We start from the raw sequence: 22,000 nt of genomic DNA on the forward strand, positions 1-22,000 counted from the left end.
CCCACCCTACGCCTTGCCATGCGGCCGATACTCCGGACAATCCACCTGCAACAAGGTCCGGTCATCCAGGCACACCGCGGTCAGCTTTCCGCCCCACACGCAGCCGCTGTCCAGGCCAACCAGGTTCGGCCTGAGCACCAGCCCCAGCGCCGACCAGTGGCCGAACACCACCGTCACCTCGTTCGTGCGCCGTCCCGGCAGATCGAACCACGGCACCAGCCCCGAGCCTTCCGGCCCGCTCTCGCTTTCCTTGTGCGCGAAATCCATGGTCCCATCCGGCAGGCAGAGACGCATGCGGGTGAGGGCGTTGACGATGCAGCGCAGGCGCGGGATGCCTTCCAGGTCGTCGTCCCAGCAGTCCGGCTGGTTGCCGTACATCTGGGCCAGGAAATCGATCCAGCGCTCGCTGCGCAGCATCGCCTCGACCTCGCCGGCCAGGGCCATGGTCTGGGCCGCGTCCCATTGCGGCGCCACGCCGGCATGCACCATCAGGTGGGCGTCGACGAACATCGCCAGCGGGCGTTGGCGCAGCCAGGCGATCAGGTCATCGCGGTCGGGGGCGGCCAGGATCTCGTCCAGGGTGTCGGACTTGCTGGCCTTCTGGGCGCCGACGGCCACCGCCAGCAGGTGCAGGTCGTGGTTGCCGAGCAGGGCCTCGACCCGGCCTTCGCTGGCCTCGGACAGCGCCTTCATGCGCCGCAGCGCCATCAGCGATTCCGGGCCGCGGTTGATCAGGTCGCCGACAAACAGGATGCGCGCCTCGCCGGCGGCATCGTCGGCGATCTTGTCGAGCAGGGCCTGGGCCTCGTGGGCGCAACCCTGCAGGTCGCCTATGACATAAGTTTTCATTGTCTGTTCTTTTTCTGGTCGATGATGCCGGCATGGACGCGCTGCCGCAGGCGCCCGCCGTGCTGGCATACTAAATGATTTTCGCGCATGCCGGTTCGGCGCGGCTTGCGGCGGCGTCCGCGGGCCAGCAGAATGGCGGCCTGTGGCGATAACCTGAACACCAACCTGACGAGCGTGTATTCCCGATGAAAGTGCTGCCGACGATCTTTCCCGAAGTGCTGCTGATCGAGCCGACCGTGCACGCGGACGCGCGCGGCGCTTTCTTCGAATCCTATAACGCGCGCGCATTCGGGCAGGCCACCGGCTTGTGTCCGGATTTTGTCCAGGATAACCAGTCGGTATCGGTGGCGAATACCGTGCGCGGCCTGCATTACCAAGTTGGCCAGCCGCAGGGCAAGCTGGTGCGCGCGGTAAAAGGCACGGTATTCGATGTGGTGGTCGACATGCGGCGTGCGTCGCCGACTTTCGGAAAATCGCTGTCCGTGGTGCTGAGCGACAGCAACCGCCGCCAATTATGGATACCGCCGGGCTTTGCCCACGGTTTCCTGGCCCTGGGCGAGGGCGCCGAATGCGCCTACAAGATCACGTCCTACTGGTCGCCGGCACACGAGCGTATCCTGCTGTGGAATGATCCGGCCCTGGGAATCGACTGGCCCCTTACCGGTGCACCGGTCATATCGGAAAAGGACCGCGCCGGCCATTTGCTGCAAGACGCCGAACCCTGCGATTTTCCCTGAGCGCGCCTGGCAAAATGCCTGGTGACGCCGGCTGTTTCTATACGTCATTTCTGTTGCCAATTCCGGCATCAATCCCGCCCTATCCGATTTTGCTCAATCGTGCGCACATGCCGCGCGATAAACTGATGTGTTTGGAGTTGAGAACGCTTCTCCGGTTACAATTGAATGACAGTCTTTACAAGAGCCTCAATGCATCACATCGTGTTTTGTATTGCTGGTCGGCTGGGTCTTTTCGCGCGTTGCAGGCCGCTGCCTGCCGAGTCGGAACCGCAGGATAACCATGTTCTCATTCCTGGTAAGCTTCGTTTGTTCGACCCTGCTGACCCTGCTTGTAATTAAGCAGGCGAAATTGCACGAGCCTGCACTCGACAGCGATTTCCAGGGTGTGCAACGCGCCCATACCCACCTGGTGGCGCGTATCGGCGGCTTGCCGATTTATTTCGCGGTGCTGGTCAGCGCCGTCATTTCGATCTGGCGCGAACCAATCCTGCTGCAGTGGATGGCGGCGCTGTTGTTCAGCGCCTTTGTCGCGTTTATCGGCGGGATCGTCGAGGATTACACCGGCACCGTGCGCGCCTCGCGCCGCCTCCTGCTGACCATGGCCGGCGCCTTGCTCGGCTATCTGCTCCTCGACGCCAAGATCGACCGTCTCGACCTGCCATTCGGCGTGTTCATGCTCTCGGCCTGGGTCGTGCTGCCGCTTACGGTACTGGCCGTGGCCGGTATTGCGAATGCCGTGAATATCATCGACGGCTTTAATGGCCTGGCCAGCATGGTCACCATCTGCATGCTGCTGTCGCTGGCCTATGTCGCCCTGCAGGTGGGCGATGTCTTCGTGCTGATCGCGGCATTGACGGTGGCCGGCGCCACCGCCGGCTTCCTGGTCTGGAATTATCCGGTAGGGCTGATATTCCTCGGCGATGGCGGCGCCTACTTCATCGGATTCATGCTGGGTGAACTGGCTTTGCTGCTGGTGATGCGCAATCCCGAGGTATCGACCTGGTATGCGGCTTTGCTGCTGATTTATCCGGCTTTCGAAACCGTCTTTTCCGCTTATCGACGAATGTTTGTACGGGGAAAATCGCCGGCGGTGCCGGATGGAATACATCTGCACAGCCTGATTTTCAGGCGGGTAGTGCGGTGGACGGTGGGCAGAAAAGAAGCGCGCGCACTGCTCAAGCGCAATGCGCGGACCTCGCCCTATTTGTGGCTTTTTTCGCTCATGGCAGTCATCCCGGCGACATTATTCTGGCAGAATACAAGCGTATTGATAGTTTTCTGTTTATTGTTCGTTATCAGTTACCTGTGGCTGTATGCGCGTATTGTTCGATTCAGGTCCCCGCGGTGGCTGATTTGGCGCAAGAAGGACTGGCAATAAATTGCCAATGTAGTATATTGCGACATTTGGTGAGAATTCACCGGAATTGGATTAACTCAACTCTCGAGGAACGATGATGGATCTGTCAAATATGTCGGTAGGTGATTTGCGCAATCTGCAGGAGCAAATCAAACAGGAAATGAAAAAGCGCGAAGTGCAGGAAGTGCAGAAGGCGCGCGAACAAATCCTGGCAATTGCCCAAAGCGTGGGCGTACCGCTGAAAGATCTGATCGCCACCAATGCCCGCGGTGCGAAAACCGGTTCGGTCGCCGTGCGTTACCGCCACCCGGATAACCAGTCGCAGCAATGGACCGGCCGCGGCCGCCAACCGAAATGGGTCAAGGAATGGGTTGAAGGCGGCAAGTCGCTCGACAAACTGCGCGTCTGATTGCCAGTCTCTGAGGTTTCCTCATTCACCGGCGCTCGCCGGTGATGCACCACCCACGCGGCCTGGGGTTTTCCCCTTGGCCGCGCTTGCCGCTACAATACTCCCTGTTTTGTCATCCCTCTAACATGTGGCAATGCTGCGCCCATTCGCGCCTGCGAATCGCGTGCGCCCGCTGACACTGCTTTCTCAAGGTAGAACATGGTTGCTCTCTCGAAGACGATTTTCAAGGCATACGACATCCGCGGCGTGATCGACAGCACGCTCGACGCCGGCGTGGCGCGTTCCATCGGCCAGGCCTTCGGCAAGGCGGCACTGGCCAAGGGCGAGCGCAAGGTCGTGATCGGCCGCGACGGCCGCCTGTCCGGCCCTGCCCTGGCCGCGGCCCTGGCCGAAGGCCTGCAGGCCGCCGGCGTCGACGTCGTCGACCTGGGCATGGTCGCCACGCCGATGGTCTACTTCGCCACCAACGTCCTCGAAGGCACGCGTTCGGGCATCATGGTCACCGGCAGCCACAACCCGCCCGACTACAACGGTTTCAAGATGGTGCTGGCCGGCGAAGCGATCTACGGCGATGCCATCACCGGGCTGTACGACAGCATCGTGGCCCACGACGGCAAGGACGCGGAGCAGCAGGGCGGCTACAGCACCCACGACATCCGCGCCGCCTACCTCGAGCGCATCGTCGGCGACGTGAAAGTGGCGCGTCCGATCAAGATCGCGGTCGACTGCGGCAACGGCGTGGCCGGCGCCTTCGCCGGGGACCTGTACCGCGGCATGGGCTGCGACGTCATCGAGCTGTTCTGCGAAGTCGACGGCCACTTCCCGAATCACCACCCGGACCCGGCGCACCCGGAAAACCTGCAGGACCTGATCCGCGCCCTGCAGACCACCGATGCCGAGATCGGCCTCGCCTTCGACGGCGACGGCGACCGCCTGGGCATCGTCACCAAGGATGGCCACATCATTTATCCGGACCGCCAGATGATGCTGTTCGCGGCCGATGTCCTGGAGCGCAATCCGGGCGCCGAAATCCTGTACGACGTGAAGTGCACGCGCCATCTTGGCCCGTGGATCGAGCAGCACGGCGGCCGCGCCCTGATGTACAAGACCGGCCACTCGCTGGTGAAGGCCAAGCTGAAGGAAACCGGTTCCCCGCTGGGCGGCGAAATGAGCGGCCACATCTTCTTCAAGGACCGCTGGTATGGCTTCGACGACGGCCTGTACTCGGGCGCGCGCATGCTGGAACTGCTGACGCGCCACGCCGACCCGTCGAGCGTGCTGAATGCGCTGCCGACCGCGATCAGCACGCCGGAGCTGCACCTGCACCTGGAAGAGGGCGAGAACTTCGCGCTGATCGACAAGCTGCGCAGCGACGCGACCTTCCCGACGTCGGAAAAGATCAACGACATCGACGGCCTGCGCGTCGAGTATGCCGACGGCTTCGGCCTGGCGCGTTCCTCGAACACCACGCCGGTGGTGGTGCTGCGCTTCGAAGGCGAAAGCCCGGAAGCCCTGGCGCGCATCCAGGACGAATTCCGCAGCGTGATCCTGGCCGCGAAGCCGGATGCCAAACTGCCGTTCTGAAGCGAGCCTGAATGAAGATCCTGCTGGTGCGGGTGTCGTCGCTGGGCGACGCCCTGCATAACCTGCCGATGGTGGCCGATATCCTGCGCCACCATCCGCACGCGACGATCGACTGGGTGGTCGAAGAGGGCTATGTCAGCCTGGTGCGCCTGAATCCGCACGTCCGGAAGATCATCCCGTTCGCGCTGCGGCGCTGGCGCAAGGGCCTCGGCAAACCCAAGACCCGCGCCGAGATGAAGGCCTTCTGGCGCACCCTGCGCGAAGAAGAATACGACGTCGTGTTCGATACCCAGGGCCTGCTGAAGACCGGTGTGATCATGGGCGCCGCACGCGTCAAGCCGGGCGGGCGCAAGGTCGGCCTGGCCAACGGCAGCGAAGGCTCGGGCTACGAAGGCATCTCGCGCTTCTTCCACACCGAGAGCATCCCGCTCGACCCGCGTACGCACGCGGTGGCGCGCGGGCGCCTGGTGGCGGGCGCCGCGCTCGGCTATGCGGTCGACACGCCGCCCGATTTCGGCTTGCCGGCGCCGCAAGTTTCAAACCGGCCGGACTGGCTGCCGGCCGAAAGCTATGCCGTGTTCTTCCACGGGACCGCACGCGACGCCAAGAAGTGGGCGCCGCAGAACTGGATCGCGCTGGGCCATGCATTGGCGCCGATGCCGGTGCTGCTGCCCTGGGGTTCGGAGAAGGAAAAGGGGGAAGCCGAGGCGCTGGCCGCCGGCATCCCGCATGCACGCGTGTTGCCGAAACTGTCGATGATGGATGCCGTCACCCTGGCCCAGCAGGCCGCGCTGGCAGTTGGCGTCGATACCGGCCTGACCCACATCGCCGCCGCTTTCTACCGGCCGACGGTGGAGATCTATGCCGATTCGCCGAAGTGGAAGACCGAGGGTAACTGGTCGCCGCGCATCGTCAACCTAGGCGAGATGGGCGCGCCGCCGTCCGCCGATGAGGTGATCGCGGCCGCCCGCGCGCTGCTGCAAACGATATGAACCGTTCCCTGTATTCGCTGCTCTGGTGGCTGGCGCTGCCGCTGGTGCTGGGACGCCTGTGGTGGCGCGGGCGCAAGGAGCCGGGCTACCGCCGGCACGTCGGCGAGCGCCTGGGCTTCTACGGGCCGGTACTGGCGCCGCGCCGGACCTTCATGGTGCACGCCGTCTCGGTCGGCGAAACGCGCGCCGCCGAACCCCTGGTCGAGGCGCTGCTGGCGCGCTGGCCCGATTGCCGCATCCTGCTGACCCACATGACGCCGACCGGCCGCGCCACCGGCGCCGCGCTATTCGGCAAGCATGGCGAGCGCGTCGTGCAATCCTTCCTGCCCTACGACACCGGCCTGCTGGTGCGGCGCTTCCTGCGCCACTTCCGGCCGCAAGTGTGCATCCTGATGGAGACCGAGGTCTGGCCGAACCTGATCGCCGGCTGCGCGGCTGAACACGTTCCGGTGGCGCTGGTGAATGCGCGCCTGTCGAAACGCTCGCTGCGCCGCGGCCAGCGCTTCGGCGGCATCATGGTGGATGCGGCGCGCGCGATCACCACCGTCGCCGCGCAGACCGAGGACGATGCGAACCGCATCCGCTCGCTCGGCGCGCCGCAGGTGGCCGTCACCGGCAGCATCAAGTTCGACGTGGTGCCGCCCGAGGCGGCCCTGGAAAAGGGCGCCTGGCTGCGCGCACGCATTGGCGAACGGCTCGTATTCCTGTGCGCCAGCACGCGCGATGGCGAAGAAGCCTTGATCCTCGATGCCTGGGGGCGCCTGGCAAGCAAGCCGGCGAATGCGCTGCTGGCGATCGTGCCGCGCCATCCGCAGCGCTTCGACGAGGTGGCGCAGCTGGTGGCGGCGCGCGGCCTGTCGCTGCAACGGCGCTCGCGTATGGATGACGGCGCGGTCGATGCCGACGTGCTGCTTGGCGATTCGATGGGCGAGATGTTCGCCTATTACGCCGCCTGCGATTGCGCCTTTATCGGCGGCAGCCTGCTGCCCCTGGGCGGACAGAACCTGATCGAAGCCTGCGCGGTGGGCAAGCCGGTGCTGGTGGGCGAGCACACCTTCAACTTCCTGGATGCGACGATCGAGGCGGTTGCAGCGGGCGGGGCCGTGCGCGTGGGCGACGCCGATGCGCTGGTGGCGCAGGCGGCGCGGCTGCTGGCGGATGACGCTGCACGTGCGGCGATGGGCGCCCAGGCGGCGGCCTGGGCCGGCCGCCACCGCGGCGCGACCCTGCGCACTGTTGAACTCTTGCAACGGATTATTCCCTAGCTTTTGATACCATTGCTTTTTGAGTTCGGTAGAAAAGGGGATGCGCATGTTGTCGTCAAATCACCCGGGACCGGCACGCAATGGACAACCGATGGCGATCATGGCCCATCAAGCTGCCGATGGGAGCGACGAAGGTTTCTACAGCGCGGCCACCGGTGCTGTTGCCAACGCGTCGGCGCCATCCAACCCCGCTGCGGCGGCCTTATGCGACCTGCATTTCTTCGTCCGCTACACGCTGCGCGAGTACATCGGCTTCATGTGGCAGCACGGCGGCTTCCTGATCCGCCGCCGCCGTATCCGCTGGCCAGCCAGCCTCTTCCTGCGCATCAAGAGCACCGCCAGCGCCGCCATGCATTTCGTACTGCTCGGGCGCGGCAAGCGCACCTATGAATTCACCATCGACCGCCACGGCATCGTGCGTACCAGCGGTGGCGTGACCCTGATCGACTGGGCCGACGTGACGGCCGTGCGCACCTATTCGCGCGGGTTCATGATGGTCCTGAAACGCGGGACGCTGCCGATTCCGTTCCGCTGCCTGAACGAGACGCAGCAGCGCGGGATGCAGTTGCTGGCGGATGCGCGGCGGGAGAATGCGTTGAGGTAGGCGTAGGCCGGAGGCATCAACGGCGTTGTGGTCCGCATGAGTACCTTACAGCGTGGACACAGGTGTCCACCCTACGAAAATCGGTTTGGTAAGGTGGACTCGTCATTGAAGCCCCCGGCTTCAATGACCCCACGCGGTACACCATCCGATTATTCGAAACGCGGCGCGGACGCCCCCGCATCACTCCGCAAACAACACCGGCATCTCGTGCGAGCGCCGCCGCAGCTCCAGCCGCGCGCCGTCGTAATCCGCATAGGCCGACCCCACCACCGCCCAGAACGCCGGACTGTGGTTCATCTCGCGCAGGTGCGCCAGTTCGTGCACCACCACGTAGTCGATCAGCGCCAGCGGATAGTGGATCAGGCGCCAGCTGAGGCGGATATTCCCCGCCACCGTGCACGAGCCCCAGCGCGTACCGGCCGACGACAAGGTCATCGAGCGGTAGTGCACATCCAGCTGCGGCGCATAGAAATCCAGCCTTTCGGTGAACAGGCGCTTGGCCTCCGCATGGAACCACAGTTTCACACGCTCCTTCAGCTGCCACTCCGTCAGCCCCGCCGTGACGCCAATGCGCAGCTCGCGCGTTTCAGCATCGAACACGCAGTGGCTGCGCGCCGCCGGTTCCAGGCGCAGCACGATCTCGCCGCCCAGGTAAGGCAAACGCGCACCGTCTTCCCAGCGCAAAGGTTCGCGCTGGGCGTGGCGTGCACGCCGTTCGCCGCGTTCGTGCAGCTTGGTCAGGATCCAGCGCTGCTTGGCGCGGATCGCTTCCTCGATCGATGGTTGCGTGGCGCGCCGCGGCGCGGTCACGTGCAGGCCGTCGTCGTCGATCATGAAGCCGATCGAGCGGCGCGACGAGCGTTTCAGTTCATAGTCGACCGCGTACTGGCCGAGCACGATGCGCTTCAGTGGCGGATCGTCGGGCGTGCGCGGCGGGGAGGGAAGCGTGATGCGGGGTGGCGCGGGCGGCGCCTTGAACAGGGGCTGGGGAGGCGGAGGCGGCGCCGGCCTGGCTGCAGGCGGCGCCGGCGCCCGCCATGGGTCGAGGCGCGGGTCGCGTGCGAACAGGTCCAGCTGGGACCCGTCCGGCTTGGGTGTGTTCATGCTTTGCTGCGAAGAAGAGGCGGTGATCAGGTTCCCGACTTCGTTCAGCCACCGGTGTAGACGTGGGGCGAAATGACGCGCATTTCTGATTCTATCCAATTTTCGACCTCTTGCATCAGGCTGTCGGGAGTGTGGTTCAGCGGCGATATCGGCTTGCCGATCGAGACGGTCACCAAACCGGGACGCTTGATGAACGAATTCTTCGGCCAGCACTCACCTGAATTATGCGCGATCGGCACGACAACGGCACCGGTTTCGATGGCCAGGCGGGTGCCGCCGCTCTTGTACTTTCCCTTTTTTCCAACAGGGATGCGCGTCCCTTCGGGGAACATGATGATCCACTGGCCGTCGGCCAGGCGGCGCTTGCCGTGGCGGACCACGTGGGCGAAGGCGTTCTTGCCTTCTTTGCGGTCGATCGGGATCATGCGCAGCAAGGCCATGGCCCAGCCGAAGAAGGGGATGTACAGGATCTCCTTCTTGAAGACGAAGACCAGCGGGCGCGTGAGGTTCGGCAGCAGGGCGATGGTTTCCCAGGCCGACTGGTGCTTCGAGAGGACCACGGCCGGCGCGTCAGGCAGGTTTTCGTAGCCCTTGAATTCGTAGCGGATGCCGCAAATGACTTTCGCGCACCAGATGATGAAGACGTTCCAGCGCGAGGTGACCCAGAAGCGCTTGTTGTAGGGCAGCGGCGCGGCCAGGAAGCAGACGCAGGCCCAGATCACGGTGGCGAGCACCATCACGATGGTAAACAGCAGGGAACGCAGGAACGGGACGACGGTACGCAAGAACGTGCTCTCTTTCGGAGTCAGGTAGAACTGGTGGTGGACGCTGATTTCAGGAAGGCAGTGACCATCGCGGCCAGGTCGGGGAAGACCTGGGTGCCGGGTGGCAGGCCGCCGGTCTGGTGGGTCTTTTCGCCCTTGCCGGTCAAAACGAGATAGGGAACGCAGCCGCTGATGAAGCCGGCCTGCAGGTCGCGCAGCGAGTCGCCGACGGTCGGCACGCCTTTCAGGCTGACCTTGAAGCGCTTGCTGATCTCCTCGAACATGCCGGCCTTCGGCTTCCTGCAGTCGCAGTTGTCGATGGCCGCGTGCGGGCAGAAGAACACCGCGTCGATGTCGGCGCCGACCAGCTGGGCGGCGTTGTGCATCTTCTGGTGGATCGCGTTCAGGGTCGGCATGTCGAACAATTCGCGCGCGATACCGGACTGGTTCGAGGCGATGATGACGCGGTAGCCGGCCTGGTTCAGGCGCGCGATCGCCTCGAGCGAGCCGGGAATCGGCACCCATTCGGCCGGACTCTTGATGAAGTCCGGCGAATCGTGGTTGATGACCCCGTCGCGGTCGAGGATGATCAGCTTCATGGTGCGATTGTCTTAAGCGGCCAGCTTCGAGATGTCGGCCACGCGGTTCATCATGCCGTGCAGCTCGGCCAGCAGGGCCAGGCGGTTGTTGCGCAGCGCCAGGTCCTCGGCCATCACCATCACGTCGTTGAAGAAGGCGTCGACCTCGTCGCGCATCTGGGCCAGGGTCTTCAGGGCGCCCGCAAAATCGCTTGCGGCAAAGGCGCTGTCCACGCTCGATTCCAGGCTCCCCATCTTGGCTGCCAGCGCGCTTTCGGCCGGTTCCACCAGCAGCTCGCGCTTGATGGCGGCGTCCTGCGGCATCGCTTCCTCGTTCTTCTTGAGGATGTTGGTGATGCGCTTGTTGGCGGCGGCCAGCGAGGCGGACTCCGGCAGGGCGGCAAAGGCCTGCACCGCTTCCAGGCGCTGCACCACGTCGTCGACGCGGTCCGGGTTCTGGGCCAGCACGGCCTCGACTTCGTTCGGCGTGAAGCCGCGCTCGCGCAGCATGCCGCGCAGGCGGTCGAGCATGAAGGCTTTCACCTCCGCGGTCGGGTCCTTGAATGCAGCCTGGCCTTCGAATACGGCGGCAGCGTCAGCCAGCAATTCCGACAGCGACAGCGGCAGGCGTTTTTCCACCAGCATGCGCATCACGCCCAGGGCGTGGCGGCGCAATGCGAACGGGTCCTTTTCGCCGGTCGGCTGCAGGCCGATGGCCCAGATGCCGACCAGGGTTTCCAGCTTGTCGGCCAGGGCCACTGCCAGGCCCGTGTTGGTGGTCGGCAGGGCATCGCCGGCAAAGCGCGGCTGGTAGTGTTCGGAGGCAGCCAGGGCGACTTCCTCGTGCTCCCCGTCGTGGCGCGCGTAGTAGGTGCCCATGATGCCTTGCAGCTCGGGGAACTCGCCGACCATGTCGGTCAGCAGGTCGGCTTTTGCCAACTGGGCGCCGCGTTCGGCCAGCTGCACGTCGTAGCCGAGGCGCTTGGCAATCGCGCCGGCCAGGCGCGTGACGCGCTGCGTACGCTCGGCCTGGGTGCCCAGCTTGTTGTGGTAGACCACGTTGGCCAGCAGCGGCAGGCGCGATTCCAGGGTCTTTTTCTTGTCCTGCTCGAAGAAGAACTTGGCGTCCGACAGGCGCGGGCGCACCACGCGTTCGTTGCCGCCGACGATGGCCGACGGGTCATCGGTCGCGATGTTCGACACGATCAGGAAGCGCGAGCGCAGCTTGCCATTCGCATCGGTCAGGGCGAAGTATTTCTGGTTGGTCTGCATGGTCAGGATCAGGCATTCCTGCGGCACGGCCAGGAATTCGTCCTCGAACCTGCACTCATAAACGACCGGCCATTCGACCAGGGCCGCCACTTCGTCCAGCAGCGATTCCGGCATCAGGACCTGGTCGGCGCCGGCCTTTTCCAGCAGCTGGGTGCGGATGCTTTCCTTGCGCGCTTCGGCACTTGACAGGACCTTGCCTTCGCTTTCCAGCACGGCTGCATACTGGTCGGCGTGCGGCACCGTGATCTGGCCGCCGTGCGACAGGAAGCGGTGGCCCATGGTCACGCGGCCGGCTTCGAGGCCGAGCAGGTTCAGGGGCAGGACTTGATCGCCATGCAGGGCCAGCAGCAGGTGCACAGGGCGCACGAACTGCACGGTGGCGCCATCCGGGCGCTGGTAGCTCATGACCTTCGGGATCGGCAGCTTGGCGACGGTTTCCTGCAGCACGTCCTGCAGGGCGCCAGCCAGGGCGCTGCCGGCTGCGGTGTAGGTGTAGAAGAAGGATTCGGCCTTGCCGTCCTGGGCGCGTTCGAGGTCGCTGATTTGCAGGTCGGGGAAGCCGAGGGCGGCCAGCTTCTTGGCCAGCGGCGCGCTTGGATTGCCTTCCTTGTCCAGGGCGACGGATACCGGCAGCACCTTTTCGCGGATCGATTTGTCGGGCGAGGTGTCACGCACATTGGTGATGCTGACGGCCAGGCGGCGCGGGGTGGCGTGGGCGGTAACGGTGCTGTCGGCTTCGAGGAAGTCGCGCGCCTTCAGGCCGTTCGCGATGCCATTGGCAAAGGCGGCGCCGAGTTTGACGAGGGCCTTCGGCGGCAGTTCTTCGGTCTGGATTTCGACGAGGAGAGTCTGGTTCATATTCATGTTCTTATCTGGTCGACGATCAGGCAGCAGCCTTGGCTGCACCGGGAGCCATCGGGAAGCCGAGCTTCTCGCGCGAATCGTAGTAGGCCTGGGCCACCAGGCGCGACAGGGTGCGCACGCGGCCGATGTAGGCGGCGCGTTCGGTCACCGAGATGGCGCCGCGCGCGTCCAGCATGTTGAAGCTGTGCGAGGCCTTCATGATCTGCTCGTAGGCCGGCAGGGTCAGTTCCAGTTCGATCAGGCGCTTGGCTTCGGATTCGTGATTCGCGAAGGCCTGGAACAGCAGCTCGGTGTTCGCGTGCTCGAAGTTATAGGTCGACTGCTCGACTTCGTTCTGGTGGAAGACGTCGCCGTACGACAGCGATTTCTTGACGCCATTCTCTTCCCACTCGGTCCAGACCAGGTCGTAGACGTTTTCCACGCCCTGCAGGTACATCGCCAGGCGCTCGATGCCGTAGGTGATCTCGCCCAGCACCGGCTTGCAATCGAGGCCGCCGACTTGCTGGAAGTAGGTGAACTGGGTGACTTCCATGCCGTTCAGCCAGACTTCCCAGCCCAAGCCCCAGGCGCCCAGGGTCGGGCTTTCCCAGTCGTCCTCGACGAAGCGCACGTCGTTCTTTTTCAGGTCCAGGCCCAGGGCTTCGAGCGAGCCGAGGTAGAGATCGAGGATGTTTTCCGGCGCCGGCTTCAGGACCACCTGGTACTGGTAGTAGTGCTGCAGGCGGTTCGGGTTTTCGCCGTAGCGGCCGTCTTTCGGGCGGCGCGAGGGCTGCACGTAGGCGGCGCGCCATGGCTCGGGGCCGATCGCACGCAGGAAGGTGCCGGTGTGGAAGGTGCCGGCGCCGACTTCCATGTCATACGGCTGGAGCAGGGCGCAGCCTTGCTTGTCCCAGTAGGTTTGCAAGGTCAGGATGATTTGTTGGAATGTGAGCATCTCGAGGGGGCGCCGCAGGCGTGGAAGCCGCGGTCACGGTAAGTTTGCCAAATGACCAATTCTAGCGGGTTTTAGCGGCCTTCTGGGGCCGGATTCAACTCATCTATACGGGATTGGCCTTTTTCTGTCGGTAGCGGCGGCCGGCGAACCAGGCCCCAAGCAGGGCGAACGCGCCCAGCACCAGGAAGCCGAGGTTGCCGAAGCGGATGAACGGCGTCATGCCGGTCGTGCCCTGCACGGTGGCGGCCAGCGTGCCTTCGGTATAGAAGGGCAGCACATGGGTCACCCGGCCGCGGTGGTCGATGACGGCGGTGGCGCCGTCGTTGGTCGCGCGCAGCATCGGGCGGCCGGTCTCCAGCGTTCGCATGCGCGAGATCTGCAGGTGCTGGGGGATGGCCGTCGACTGGCCGTACCAGGACAGGTTCGACATGTTCAGCAACATCGTGGCCGGACGCGGCGCCGCGCGCAGCTGATACGCGATTTCTTCGCCGAACACGTCTTCATAACAAATGTTCGGCAGCACCAGCTGGTCCTTCACCGCGAACGGCGCCTGCAGCGCCTTGCCGCGGGTGGCGTCGTTCAGCGGCAAATTCAGCATGTCGGTGAACCAGCGGAAGCCCGGCGGAATGAATTCGCCGAAGGGTACGAGATGGGCCTTGTCGTAGCGATAGGCCTGGGGCTGGGGCGCGATGGTGACCACGCTGTTGGCGTACTGCTGCGGACCATCGAGCAGCGGCATGCCGACCGCCAGGGTGCTGCCGTTGGCGCTGGCAAAGCTTTGCAGGCTCGTCAGGTAGCTCGGATCGAGCTGGTGGCGGAACACGGGCACGGCGGTTTCCGGCGTAGCGATCAGGTCGGCCGGCGCGGCCGTGATCATGCCGTGGTAGCGCTGCAGGATGCTGGTGAGGAAGGCGTAGTCGAACTTCTGGTCTTGCGGGATATTCCCTTGCAACAGGCGCACCGTGATCGGCTTGCCCCTTGCCTCGGTCCACTCGACCGTGCGCAAACCGGCGCCGGCGCCCAGCAGCACGGCGAGCAGGGCAATCGCCGGCACGCGGGCGCGCTGGGTCAGCATCACCAGGCAGCCGGCACCCAGGGCCACCAGCACGCCGATGCCGTAGACGCCAATCAGCGGCGCGTAGCCTGCCAGCGGCGACGTATCGTGGGCATAGCCGGACACCGACCAGGGAAAGCCGGTGAATACCCAGCCGCGCATCCATTCCGACACGCCCCAGGCCACCGGCAGCACCAGCAGCACGAAGGCGGCGATCGGCAGCGACCAGCGCTGGCGCAGCCAGGCGGATACGCCCGTGGCAAACGCGCCGAACAGGCCCATGTAGAGGCCGAGCAGGACCACGCCGATCACGCCGAGGATGCCCGGCAAATGGGCAAAGCGCGTCATGAAGGTGTACAGCCAGAACATGGCGCCGACCGACCAGCCGAAGCCGAAGGCCCAGCCGAGCAGGGTGGCGCGCTTGACCGAGCTGCCCAGGCCGACCTGGTAGAACAGCCAGCCCAGCAGGACGAACTGGATCGGCCACCAGCCGAAGGGTTCGAAGGAAAGCAGGGAAGCGCCGCCGGCGAGGGCGGCAATGACCAGCGAGACGGCGGATGGGCGCGACCCGCGTGCAGCGGAATCGGCCGGTGCGGCTGGTGTGGTACGGCGACGCAGCAGCATCAGTCGTCGTCGCTGTTGTGCAGGGACGGCGGCAGTTTTTCGACCAGCAGCACGTGGATCTGGCGGGCGTCGGCGCGCAGCACTTCGAATTGCAGGTTGCCCAGGGTGAATTCCTCACCCTTGTGCGGCATGCGGCCGAGATGGCTGGCGACAAAACCGCCGATGGTGTCGGCTTCGTCTTCCGGCAAATCGGCGCCGATTTCTTCGTTGAACTGCGCGATCTCGGTCAGCGCCTTGACGCGCCAGCGCGGGCCTTGCTGGCCCTCCTTGATCGACAGGACATTGTCTTCTTCCTCGTCGAAGTCGTATTCGTCCTCGATGTCGCCGACGATCTGTTCCAGCACGTCCTCGATGGTGATCAGGCCGGCCACGCCGCTGTATTCGTCGACGACGATGGCCATGTGGTTGTGGTTCGCGCGGAAGTCGCGCAGCAGCACATTCAGGCGTTTCGATTCCGGGATGAAGATCGCCGGGCGCAGCATGGCGCGCACGTCGAAGGTCTTCTCGGTGTAGTAGCGCAGCAAATCCTTGGCCAGCAGGATGCCAACCACCTTGTCGCGCTCGCCTTCGATGGCGGGGAAGCGCGAGTGCTGGGTTTCCAGCACGATCGGCAGCCATTCCTCGATCGGGTCGGTGATGTCGATCACGTCCATTTGGGAACGCGGCACCATGATGTCGCGCGCCGACAGGTCCGAGACCTGGAACACGCCTTCGATCATCGACAGGGCGTCGGCGTCGATCAGGTTGCGCTCGTGTGCTTCGTGCAGCACTTCGAGCAGCTCGGTGCGATTTTCTGGCTCAGGGGAGATGAGTGCGGTCAGTCGTTCGAAGAGCGACCGGTGGGGTTTGGCGTCCGATCGGACGTCACTGGGATACTCGGGCATAGTTGGCGTGAAGCCGTTGTTGCGATGGGCATAAGCATACACCAAAAGCGGCCTTGCCTGATTTTTGCGCAGGCGTGCGCTTCCATGAGGATGTCCAGCAAGGTGGACGGACATGGAATATAGTTATTGCTCAAAATATATTGGAGCGCCCATGCCCGCCCTCACCATCAACGGCAACACCACCACCCTCGACGTGCCCGACGACATGCCCCTGCTGTGGGCGCTGCGCGACGTCGCCGGCCTGACCGGCACCAAGTTCGGCTGCGGCGTCGCCCTGTGCGGCGCCTGCACCGTCCACCTCGACGGCCAGGCGATCCGCTCCTGCATCACGCCCGTGTCCGCCGCGGCCGGCAAGCAGATCGTCACCATCGAGGCGGTCGGCAACGACCCGGTGGGCGCCAAGGTGCAGGACGCCTGGCGCCAGATCGACGTGGTGCAGTGCGGCTACTGTCAGTCGGGCCAGATCATGTCGGCTACCGCCTTGCTGAAAGCCACGCCGAAGCCGAGCGACAGCGACATCGACAATGCCATGAGCGGGAATATCTGCCGCTGCGGCACCTATGGACGCATCCGCCACGCGATCAAGATCGCGGCCGCCAAATAAGGAGCGCACATGAGCCAAGTCAAAAAAGAACAACGCGCGGTTGCTATTCCCAGCTCGCGCCGCCGTTTCATGCAGCTCGGCGCCACCGCCGGCGGCGGCCTGCTGTTCGGCTTCTCGCTGTTCGGCTGCAGCAAGGACGACAACCGCAAGGAAGCGCCACCGGAAAAGGCCGTCGGCCAAGCGTCCACGGAGCACTCCGACACCCCGGCCGGACTGGCGCGCGACGCCTTTATCCGCATCGACCGCGACGGCATCGTGACCCTCGTCATCCACAAGGTGGAAATGGGGCAGGGCACCTTTACTTCGATGCCGATGCTGCTGGCCGAGGAACTCGGCGCCGACCTCTCGAAAGTGAAGCTCGAGCAGGCGCCGGCCAACAACGAACTGTATGCCGATCCGCTGCTCGGTGGCCAGGTGACCGGCGGCTCGACCTCGGTGCGCGGCGCCTGGCGGCCGCTGCGCGAAGCCGGCGCCATGGTGCGCGGCGTGCTGGTGCAGGCGGCGGCCAAGCAATGGGATGTCGACACGGCCGACTTGCAGGTAGTGGCCGGCACGGTGCGCCACCAGGCCTCGGGCCGCTCGGCCCACTTCGGCGAACTGGTTGATGCGGCCTCGACGATGGAGCTGCCGAAGAACGTCAAGCTGAAGGACCCCGAGCAATTCGTCCTGATCGGCAAGGCGATGCGGCGCCTGGATTCGCCGGCCAAGGTGAATGGCACGGCCCAGTTCGGCATCGATGCGCGCCTGCCGAACATGGGCATTGCCGCCGTCGCCGCCTCGCCGGTCACCGGCGGCAAGCTGGTGGCGGTGGACGAGCAAAAGGCGCTGGCCGTGAAGGGCGTGCGCCAGGTATTGCGCCTGGAAGGGGCGGTGGCCGTGGTGGCGGACCACTTCTGGGCTGCGAAACAGGGCCTGGCGGCTGCCGCGCCGCGCTTCGAGGATGGCGCCAACGCCGGCGTGGCCTCGCGCGGCATCGTCGCCGACATGCTGAAGGTGTCGCAGGGCGAAGGCGCGGTGGCGCGCGACGAAGGCAATGCGCTGAAGGTGCTGAACGACGAAGGCGGCGGACGCAAGATCGAAGCGGTGTATGAGCTGCCTTTCCTGGCGCACGCGACCATGGAGCCAATCAATTGCACGGTCGACTTGCGCGCCGACGGCTGCGACCTCTGGGTCGGTACCCAGGTGCCAGCCCTGGCCCAAGGCGCGGCGGCCAAGGTGTCCGGGCTGCCGGTCGAGAAGGTGAAGGTGCATAACTACTATATTGGCGGCGGCTTCGGGCGCCGGCTGGAAGTCGATTACGTGATCCAGGCGGTGTCGTTCGCCAAGCTGGCCAAGGGGCCGGTGAAGTTCATCTGGACCCGCGAGGAGGATATCCAGCACGACATGTACCGTCCGTATTACGTGGACCGCCTGGCGGCGCGCCTGGACAACAAGGGCCGGCCGGCGGCCTGGTTCCACCGTGTGACCGGTTCCTCGATCATGGCGCGCTTCGCCCCGCTGGCGGTGAAGAACGGCGTCGACCCGGATGCGGTCGAGGGCGCGGCCGATTTGCAGTATGCGATTCCGGCGATGCGTGTGGAATATGTGCGGCATGAACCGCCGGGCGTGCCGACGGCCTTCTGGCGCGGCGTGGGACCGACGCACAATGTGTTCGTGGTCGAGAGTTTCATCGATGAATTGGCGCAGGCGGCGAAGCAGGATCCGGTGGCCTTCCGCCGCGCCTTGCTGGAAAAATCGCCGCGTACGCTGGGTGTGCTGAACCTGGCGGCCGAGAAGGCGGGCTGGGGCAAGCCCTTGAAGCCGATTGCCGGGCGCAAGGTGGGGCGCGGTGTATCGACCCAGTTTGCCTTCGGCAGCTACATGGCGCAGGTGGCGGAAGTGTCGGTCGGGCCGGACGGCGACGTGCGCGTGCACCGGGTCGTGTGCGCGGTCGATTGCGGGCAGGCGATCAATCCGGACGGGATCATTGCGCAGATGGAGGGCGGGATCGTGTTCGGGGCCTCGGCGGCGCTGTGGAACGAGATCACGCTGGACAAAGGGCGGGTGCAGCAGACCAATTTTGGCGATTACCGCATGATGCGCATCCATGAGGCGCCGACCGTCGAGGTGCACATCGTGAATAGCCGGGATGAGCCGGGCGGGATCGGCGAGCCGGGGACGGCGGGGATTGCGCCGGCGTTGACGAATGCGGTGTTTGCGGCGACCGGGAAGCGGATTCGGAAGTTGCCGGTGGGGGAGCAGTTAAAGGCGTAATGTGGGAACGGCGGTGCATGCATGTCGTGCACTGCCGTTGTAGGGTGGACACCTGTGTCCACGCGGTCTCATCGCTTGCCTTGTGATGGACATCACGATGGATCGCGACTGATGAATCTCGGTGGGTTCGGGAACCCACCCTACGAATCGCGAAGCGCAACACTTGTGGCGCTTCCGCGCTTGCATTTCGACAGGCGGCTGGGGTACCGCGTGGACACGGGTGTCCACCCTACGAACCAACGCCGATTTTGGCGCTTATTTCTCTGCGTACGGATCCGGATAACCCAGCGCTTCCATCACATCGCGCTCGAACTGTTCCATCTCTTCCGCTTCTTCGTCATGCTCATGGTCGTAGCCCTGGGCATGCAGCACGCCGTGCACCACCAGGTGCGCCGCGTGCTCTTCCAGCGTTTTCTTCTGCTCGTCCGATTCGCGCTGCAGCACGTCGGTGCACAGCACGATGTCGGCCTGCACCGGATCGTCCTCGGCCAGTTCCTCGCCTTCGTTGTAGGCAAAGGTCAGCACGTTGGTGGCGTAGTCCTTGCCGCGGTAGTCGCGGTTCAGGGTTTGTCCTTCGGCGGCGTCGACGAAGCGGATCGCCAGTTCGGCCGGCCCGAGCAGGGCGGCGCGCACCCAGCGTTCCACCATCTCCGGGGTGATCGTGGTTTCCAGGCGTGCGTCCGGGTACTGGACGTCGAGTTCGAGATTATGGTTTTTTTCTTGCATTGCGGGCAGTCGTGGTCTTTGGAAGCGCGCCCAGTTCCTGGACTTCGCTGGCTTTGTCGTAAGCATCGACGATGCGGCCCACCAGCGGGTGGCGCACCACGTCGGCGCTGGAGAATTGGGAGAAGGCGATGCCGCGCACGTCGCGCAGCACGTGCATGGCGTCGACCAGGCCCGAGCGCTGGGTCTTGTGCAGGTCGACCTGGGTCACGTCGCCGGTCACCACGGCCTTGCTGCCGAAGCCGATACGCGTGAGGAACATCTTCATCTGCTCCACCGTCGTGTTCTGGGCTTCGTCCAGGATCACGAAGGCGTGGTTCAGGGTGCGGCCGCGCATGTAGGCCAGCGGCGCGATCTCGATCACCTGCTTTTCGAACAGCTTCTGCGTGCGGTCGAAGCCGAGCAGGTCATACAAGGCGTCGTACAGCGGGCGCAGGTAAGGATCGACCTTCTGGCTCATGTCGCCCGGCAAAAAGCCGAGGCGTTCGCCGGCTTCGACGGCCGGACGCGTCAGGATGATGCGTTTCACCGCATCGCGTTCCAGCGCATCGACCGCGCAGGCGACGGCAAGATAAGTCTTGCCGGTGCCGGCCGGGCCGATGCCGAAGCTGATGTCGTGCTCGAGCACGGCGCGCAGGTACTGGATCTGGTGCGGCGTGCGGCCGCGCAAATCGCTGCGGCGCGTCTTCAGGGTCGGGCTGACCAGTTCTGCATTTTCTTCATCCGGCGCGGCTTCGGCTGCGGCAGGGGCCTCGGCGGGCTTGGCGCCCTCGATCGTCGGACGCAGGCCGGCGCGCTGTTCCACCAGAGCCAGCTGCACTTCCTCGATCGGCACGACCTTGTTGGCCACCGCATAGAAGCGTTCGAGGAGTTCGACCGCGCGCTCGGCATTCGCGCCGGTGACGATGAATTTCTCGCCGCGGCGGAAGATGGTCACGTCGAGCGCCGCGCCGATCTGGCGCAGGTTTTCGTCGAGCGGACCGCACAGGTGGGCAAGCCGCGTGTTATCGAGCGGCTCGGGAATGAAGTACGAAGGCTGGGTAGGAGTGGTTTTCAACTGGCTTTGGCAATCGTATCGAGATTGGCGACGAGTTCGCCGCGCAGGGAATAATCCAGGGTCTCGGTGACGCGGACGTCGACCAGTTGGCCGATCAGGGCGTCGCCCGATGCACCCGGGGCGAAATAAATGACGCGGTTGTTTTCGGCGCGGCCTTGCAGTTCGCTCGGGTCGCGCTTCGATGGCCCTTCGACCAGGATGCGCTGGACGCTGCCGACCATGGCCGCGCTGAGCTTGCGGGTATTCGCGTCGATCTGGGCTTGCAGGCGCTGCAGGCGCGCCAGCTTGACCTCGTGCGGGGTATCGTCTTCCAGGTTGGCGGCCGGGGTGCCGGGACGTTTGCTGAAGATGAAGCTGAAGCTGTTGTCGAAGCCGACGTCCTGCACCAGCTTCATCATGGCCTCGAAATCGGCATCGGTTTCGCCGGGGAAGCCGACGATGAAGTCGGATGAGATCGTGATGTCCGGACGCACCGCGCGGATGCGGCGGATGATCGATTTGTATTCCAGGCCGGTATAGCCGCGCTTCATGGCTTGCAGGATGCGGTCGGAACCGTGCTGCACCGGCAGATACAAATGGTTCACCAGCTGCGGGATCTTGGCAAAAGCGTCGATCAGGCGCTGGGTGAATTCCTTCGGATGGCTGGTGACGAAGCGCAGGCGCTCGATGCCGGGAATGTCGGCAATGTATTCGAGCAGCAGGGCAAAGTCTGCGGTGTCGCCACCCTCCATGGCGCCGCGGTAGGCATTCACGTTCTGGCCGAGCAGCATGATTTCTTTCACGCCCTGGGCCGCCAGGCCGGCCACTTCGGTCAGCACGTCCTCGAAGCGGCGCGAGACTTCTTCGCCGCGCGTGTAAGGTACGACGCAATAGCTGCAATATTTGCTGCAGCCTTCCATGATCGACACATAGGCGACCGGGCCTTCGACCTTGGCCGGGGGCAGGTGGTCGAACTTTTCGATTTCCGGGAAGCTGATGTCGACCTGGGCCGTGCCCGTGCTGCGGCGCTCGCGGATCATCTGCGGCAGGCGGTGCAGGGTTTGCGGGCCGAACACCATGTCGACATGGGGCGCGCGCTTGACGATGGCTTGCCCTTCCTGGGAAGCCACGCAACCGCCGACACCGATGATCAGGTCGGGGCGCTGGCGCTTCAGTTCGCGCAGGCGGCCCAGGTCGGAGAATACTTTTTCCTGCGCTTTTTCGCGCACCGAGCAGGTATTGAACAGGATGACGTCGGCGTCGTCCGGTTTGTCGGTGCGCACCAGACCATCGGACGCGCCGAGCACGTCGGCCATTTTGTCCGAGTCGTACTCGTTCATCTGGCAACCGAAGGTCTTGATAAATACTTTTTTCTGCATGGAATGCTTCGTTAAAAGAAATGCTCGCGCTTTGACAAAGCGTCAAGCGAGTTTACCGTAAATCCCTGTTTAGAGCCGAAAGCCGGCGTGTGGGAGGATAGAGTTAATGCCACCAAGAATTACTTATTGC

Annotated in this window: 20 protein-coding genes; 9 read left to right on the forward strand and 11 right to left on the reverse strand. The window is 64.5% G+C overall.

Annotation, left to right across the window (positions count from 1 at the left end):
• Positions 1–6: 6 nt before the first annotated feature.
• Entirely contained in the window at positions 7–849 is an 843-nt protein-coding gene (locus QPK31_RS06760; protein ID WP_290422174.1) for a symmetrical bis(5'-nucleosyl)-tetraphosphatase, read from the reverse strand.
• Between the two features lie 185 nt (positions 850–1,034).
• On the opposite strand from QPK31_RS06760, the gene rfbC reads away from it, so the two are divergent.
• The 7 genes from rfbC to QPK31_RS06795 all read left to right on the forward strand — a co-directional run bounded on the left by rfbC (position 1,035) and on the right by QPK31_RS06795 (position 7,797).
• A complete protein-coding gene (rfbC, locus tag QPK31_RS06765; protein ID WP_290422175.1) occupies positions 1,035–1,586 on the forward strand; it encodes a dTDP-4-dehydrorhamnose 3,5-epimerase in 552 nt (183 codons plus the stop codon).
• Positions 1,587–1,866: 280 nt separating this feature from the next.
• Entirely contained in the window at positions 1,867–2,964 is a 1,098-nt protein-coding gene (locus QPK31_RS06770; protein WP_290422176.1) for a glycosyltransferase family 4 protein, read from the forward strand.
• 76 nt (positions 2,965–3,040) lie between these two features.
• A complete protein-coding gene (locus QPK31_RS06775; RefSeq protein ID WP_229437292.1) occupies positions 3,041–3,352 on the forward strand; it encodes an H-NS family nucleoid-associated regulatory protein in 312 nt (103 codons plus the stop codon).
• A gap of 198 nt (positions 3,353–3,550) precedes the next feature.
• Entirely contained in the window at positions 3,551–4,936 is a 1,386-nt protein-coding gene (locus QPK31_RS06780; RefSeq protein WP_290422177.1) for a phosphomannomutase/phosphoglucomutase, read from the forward strand.
• An 11-nt stretch (positions 4,937–4,947) separates the two neighbouring features.
• The gene (gene waaC / locus QPK31_RS06785) at positions 4,948–5,928 is read left to right on the forward strand and encodes a lipopolysaccharide heptosyltransferase I (protein WP_290422178.1); all 981 of its coding nucleotides are present in this window, start codon (positions 4,948–4,950) and stop codon (positions 5,926–5,928) included.
• A complete protein-coding gene (gene waaA / locus QPK31_RS06790; RefSeq protein WP_290422179.1) occupies positions 5,925–7,193 on the forward strand; it encodes a lipid IV(A) 3-deoxy-D-manno-octulosonic acid transferase in 1,269 nt (422 codons plus the stop codon). The genes waaC and waaA overlap by 4 nt, the downstream gene beginning before the upstream one ends.
• Positions 7,194–7,293: 100 nt before the next feature.
• A complete protein-coding gene (locus QPK31_RS06795) occupies positions 7,294–7,797 on the forward strand; it encodes a YcxB family protein (RefSeq protein ID WP_290422180.1) in 504 nt (167 codons plus the stop codon).
• Between the two features lie 180 nt (positions 7,798–7,977).
• Here QPK31_RS06795 and QPK31_RS06800 read toward each other — a convergent pair whose 3' ends face one another.
• The 7 genes from QPK31_RS06800 to QPK31_RS06830 all read right to left on the reverse strand — a co-directional run bounded on the left by QPK31_RS06800 (position 7,978) and on the right by QPK31_RS06830 (position 15,875).
• Positions 7,978–8,901 carry a M48 family metallopeptidase gene (locus tag QPK31_RS06800; RefSeq protein WP_290422181.1) on the reverse strand — a complete coding sequence of 308 codons (924 nt, stop codon included), beginning with the start codon at positions 8,899–8,901 and terminating at the stop codon, positions 7,978–7,980.
• 44 nt (positions 8,902–8,945) lie between these two features.
• Positions 8,946–9,638, reverse strand: a complete 693-nt coding sequence (locus tag QPK31_RS06805) for a 1-acyl-sn-glycerol-3-phosphate acyltransferase (RefSeq protein WP_290422285.1) — start codon at positions 9,636–9,638, stop codon at positions 8,946–8,948.
• Between the two features lie 68 nt (positions 9,639–9,706).
• Entirely contained in the window at positions 9,707–10,264 is a 558-nt protein-coding gene (gmhB, locus tag QPK31_RS06810) for a D-glycero-beta-D-manno-heptose 1,7-bisphosphate 7-phosphatase (RefSeq protein ID WP_290422182.1), read from the reverse strand.
• Positions 10,265–10,276: 12 nt separating this feature from the next.
• The gene (glyS, locus tag QPK31_RS06815) at positions 10,277–12,373 is read right to left on the reverse strand and encodes a glycine--tRNA ligase subunit beta (protein ID WP_290422183.1); all 2,097 of its coding nucleotides are present in this window, start codon (positions 12,371–12,373) and stop codon (positions 10,277–10,279) included.
• A 25-nt stretch (positions 12,374–12,398) separates the two neighbouring features.
• Positions 12,399–13,313, reverse strand: coding sequence for a glycine--tRNA ligase subunit alpha (gene glyQ, locus QPK31_RS06820; RefSeq protein WP_290422184.1), 915 nt, complete (start codon positions 13,311–13,313; stop codon positions 12,399–12,401).
• Between the two features lie 103 nt (positions 13,314–13,416).
• A complete protein-coding gene (lnt, locus tag QPK31_RS06825; RefSeq protein WP_290422185.1) occupies positions 13,417–14,991 on the reverse strand; it encodes an apolipoprotein N-acyltransferase in 1,575 nt (524 codons plus the stop codon).
• Positions 14,991–15,875 carry an HlyC/CorC family transporter gene (locus tag QPK31_RS06830; protein WP_290422186.1) on the reverse strand — a complete coding sequence of 295 codons (885 nt, stop codon included), beginning with the start codon at positions 15,873–15,875 and terminating at the stop codon, positions 14,991–14,993. Before QPK31_RS06830 ends, lnt begins: the two co-directional genes overlap by 1 nt.
• Positions 15,876–16,026: 151 nt before the next feature.
• Between QPK31_RS06830 and QPK31_RS06835 the strand changes: the two genes are divergently transcribed.
• Both QPK31_RS06835 and QPK31_RS06840 read left to right on the forward strand, forming a co-directional pair.
• The gene (locus QPK31_RS06835) at positions 16,027–16,479 is read left to right on the forward strand and encodes a (2Fe-2S)-binding protein (RefSeq protein ID WP_290422187.1); all 453 of its coding nucleotides are present in this window, start codon (positions 16,027–16,029) and stop codon (positions 16,477–16,479) included.
• 9 nt (positions 16,480–16,488) lie between these two features.
• On the forward strand, positions 16,489–18,732 hold the full coding sequence (locus QPK31_RS06840) for a xanthine dehydrogenase family protein molybdopterin-binding subunit (RefSeq protein WP_290422188.1): 2,244 nt from the start codon (positions 16,489–16,491) through the stop codon (positions 18,730–18,732).
• A 255-nt stretch (positions 18,733–18,987) separates the two neighbouring features.
• Here QPK31_RS06840 and ybeY read toward each other — a convergent pair whose 3' ends face one another.
• From ybeY to miaB, 3 genes are read right to left on the reverse strand one after another with little or no spacing between them, the layout of a single operon-like run.
• The gene (gene ybeY, locus QPK31_RS06845; protein WP_290422189.1) at positions 18,988–19,458 is read right to left on the reverse strand and encodes an rRNA maturation RNase YbeY; all 471 of its coding nucleotides are present in this window, start codon (positions 19,456–19,458) and stop codon (positions 18,988–18,990) included.
• Positions 19,439–20,512, reverse strand: coding sequence for a PhoH family protein (locus tag QPK31_RS06850; RefSeq protein WP_290422190.1), 1,074 nt, complete (start codon positions 20,510–20,512; stop codon positions 19,439–19,441). The genes ybeY and QPK31_RS06850 overlap by 20 nt, the downstream gene beginning before the upstream one ends.
• The gene (gene miaB / locus QPK31_RS06855; protein WP_290422191.1) at positions 20,509–21,870 is read right to left on the reverse strand and encodes a tRNA (N6-isopentenyl adenosine(37)-C2)-methylthiotransferase MiaB; all 1,362 of its coding nucleotides are present in this window, start codon (positions 21,868–21,870) and stop codon (positions 20,509–20,511) included. The genes QPK31_RS06850 and miaB overlap by 4 nt, the downstream gene beginning before the upstream one ends.
• Between the last annotated feature and the right edge of the window lie 130 nt (positions 21,871–22,000).

Source organism: Massilia sp. YIM B02769 (assembly GCF_030411995.1).
Classification (GTDB): Bacteria; Pseudomonadota; Gammaproteobacteria; order Burkholderiales; family Burkholderiaceae_D; genus Telluria.

What these genes read in the sequence shown, in the direction of transcription:
- QPK31_RS06760 (WP_290422174.1), bottom strand. Translation starts at nt 849, where the DNA reads ATGAAAACTTATGTCATAGGCGACCTGCAGGGTTGCGCCCACGAGGCC.
- rfbC (WP_290422175.1), top strand. Translation starts at nt 1,035, where the DNA reads ATGAAAGTGCTGCCGACGATCTTTCCCGAAGTGCTGCTGATCGAGCCG.
- QPK31_RS06770 (WP_290422176.1), top strand. Translation starts at nt 1,867, where the DNA reads ATGTTCTCATTCCTGGTAAGCTTCGTTTGTTCGACCCTGCTGACCCTG.
- QPK31_RS06775 (WP_229437292.1), top strand. Translation starts at nt 3,041, where the DNA reads ATGGATCTGTCAAATATGTCGGTAGGTGATTTGCGCAATCTGCAGGAG.
- QPK31_RS06780 (WP_290422177.1), top strand. Translation starts at nt 3,551, where the DNA reads ATGGTTGCTCTCTCGAAGACGATTTTCAAGGCATACGACATCCGCGGC.
- waaC (WP_290422178.1), top strand. Translation starts at nt 4,948, where the DNA reads ATGAAGATCCTGCTGGTGCGGGTGTCGTCGCTGGGCGACGCCCTGCAT.
- waaA (WP_290422179.1), top strand. Translation starts at nt 5,925, where the DNA reads ATGAACCGTTCCCTGTATTCGCTGCTCTGGTGGCTGGCGCTGCCGCTG.
- QPK31_RS06795 (WP_290422180.1), top strand. Translation starts at nt 7,294, where the DNA reads ATGGCCCATCAAGCTGCCGATGGGAGCGACGAAGGTTTCTACAGCGCG.
- QPK31_RS06800 (WP_290422181.1), bottom strand. Translation starts at nt 8,901, where the DNA reads ATGAACACACCCAAGCCGGACGGGTCCCAGCTGGACCTGTTCGCACGC.
- QPK31_RS06805 (WP_290422285.1), bottom strand. Translation starts at nt 9,638, where the DNA reads ATGGTGCTCGCCACCGTGATCTGGGCCTGCGTCTGCTTCCTGGCCGCG.
- gmhB (WP_290422182.1), bottom strand. Translation starts at nt 10,264, where the DNA reads ATGAAGCTGATCATCCTCGACCGCGACGGGGTCATCAACCACGATTCG.
- glyS (WP_290422183.1), bottom strand. Translation starts at nt 12,373, where the DNA reads ATGAACCAGACTCTCCTCGTCGAAATCCAGACCGAAGAACTGCCGCCG.
- glyQ (WP_290422184.1), bottom strand. Translation starts at nt 13,313, where the DNA reads ATGCTCACATTCCAACAAATCATCCTGACCTTGCAAACCTACTGGGAC.
- lnt (WP_290422185.1), bottom strand. Translation starts at nt 14,991, where the DNA reads ATGCTGCTGCGTCGCCGTACCACACCAGCCGCACCGGCCGATTCCGCT.
- QPK31_RS06830 (WP_290422186.1), bottom strand. Translation starts at nt 15,875, where the DNA reads ATGCCCGAGTATCCCAGTGACGTCCGATCGGACGCCAAACCCCACCGG.
- QPK31_RS06835 (WP_290422187.1), top strand. Translation starts at nt 16,027, where the DNA reads ATGCCCGCCCTCACCATCAACGGCAACACCACCACCCTCGACGTGCCC.
- QPK31_RS06840 (WP_290422188.1), top strand. Translation starts at nt 16,489, where the DNA reads ATGAGCCAAGTCAAAAAAGAACAACGCGCGGTTGCTATTCCCAGCTCG.
- ybeY (WP_290422189.1), bottom strand. Translation starts at nt 19,458, where the DNA reads ATGCAAGAAAAAAACCATAATCTCGAACTCGACGTCCAGTACCCGGAC.
- miaB (WP_290422191.1), bottom strand. Translation starts at nt 21,870, where the DNA reads ATGCAGAAAAAAGTATTTATCAAGACCTTCGGTTGCCAGATGAACGAG.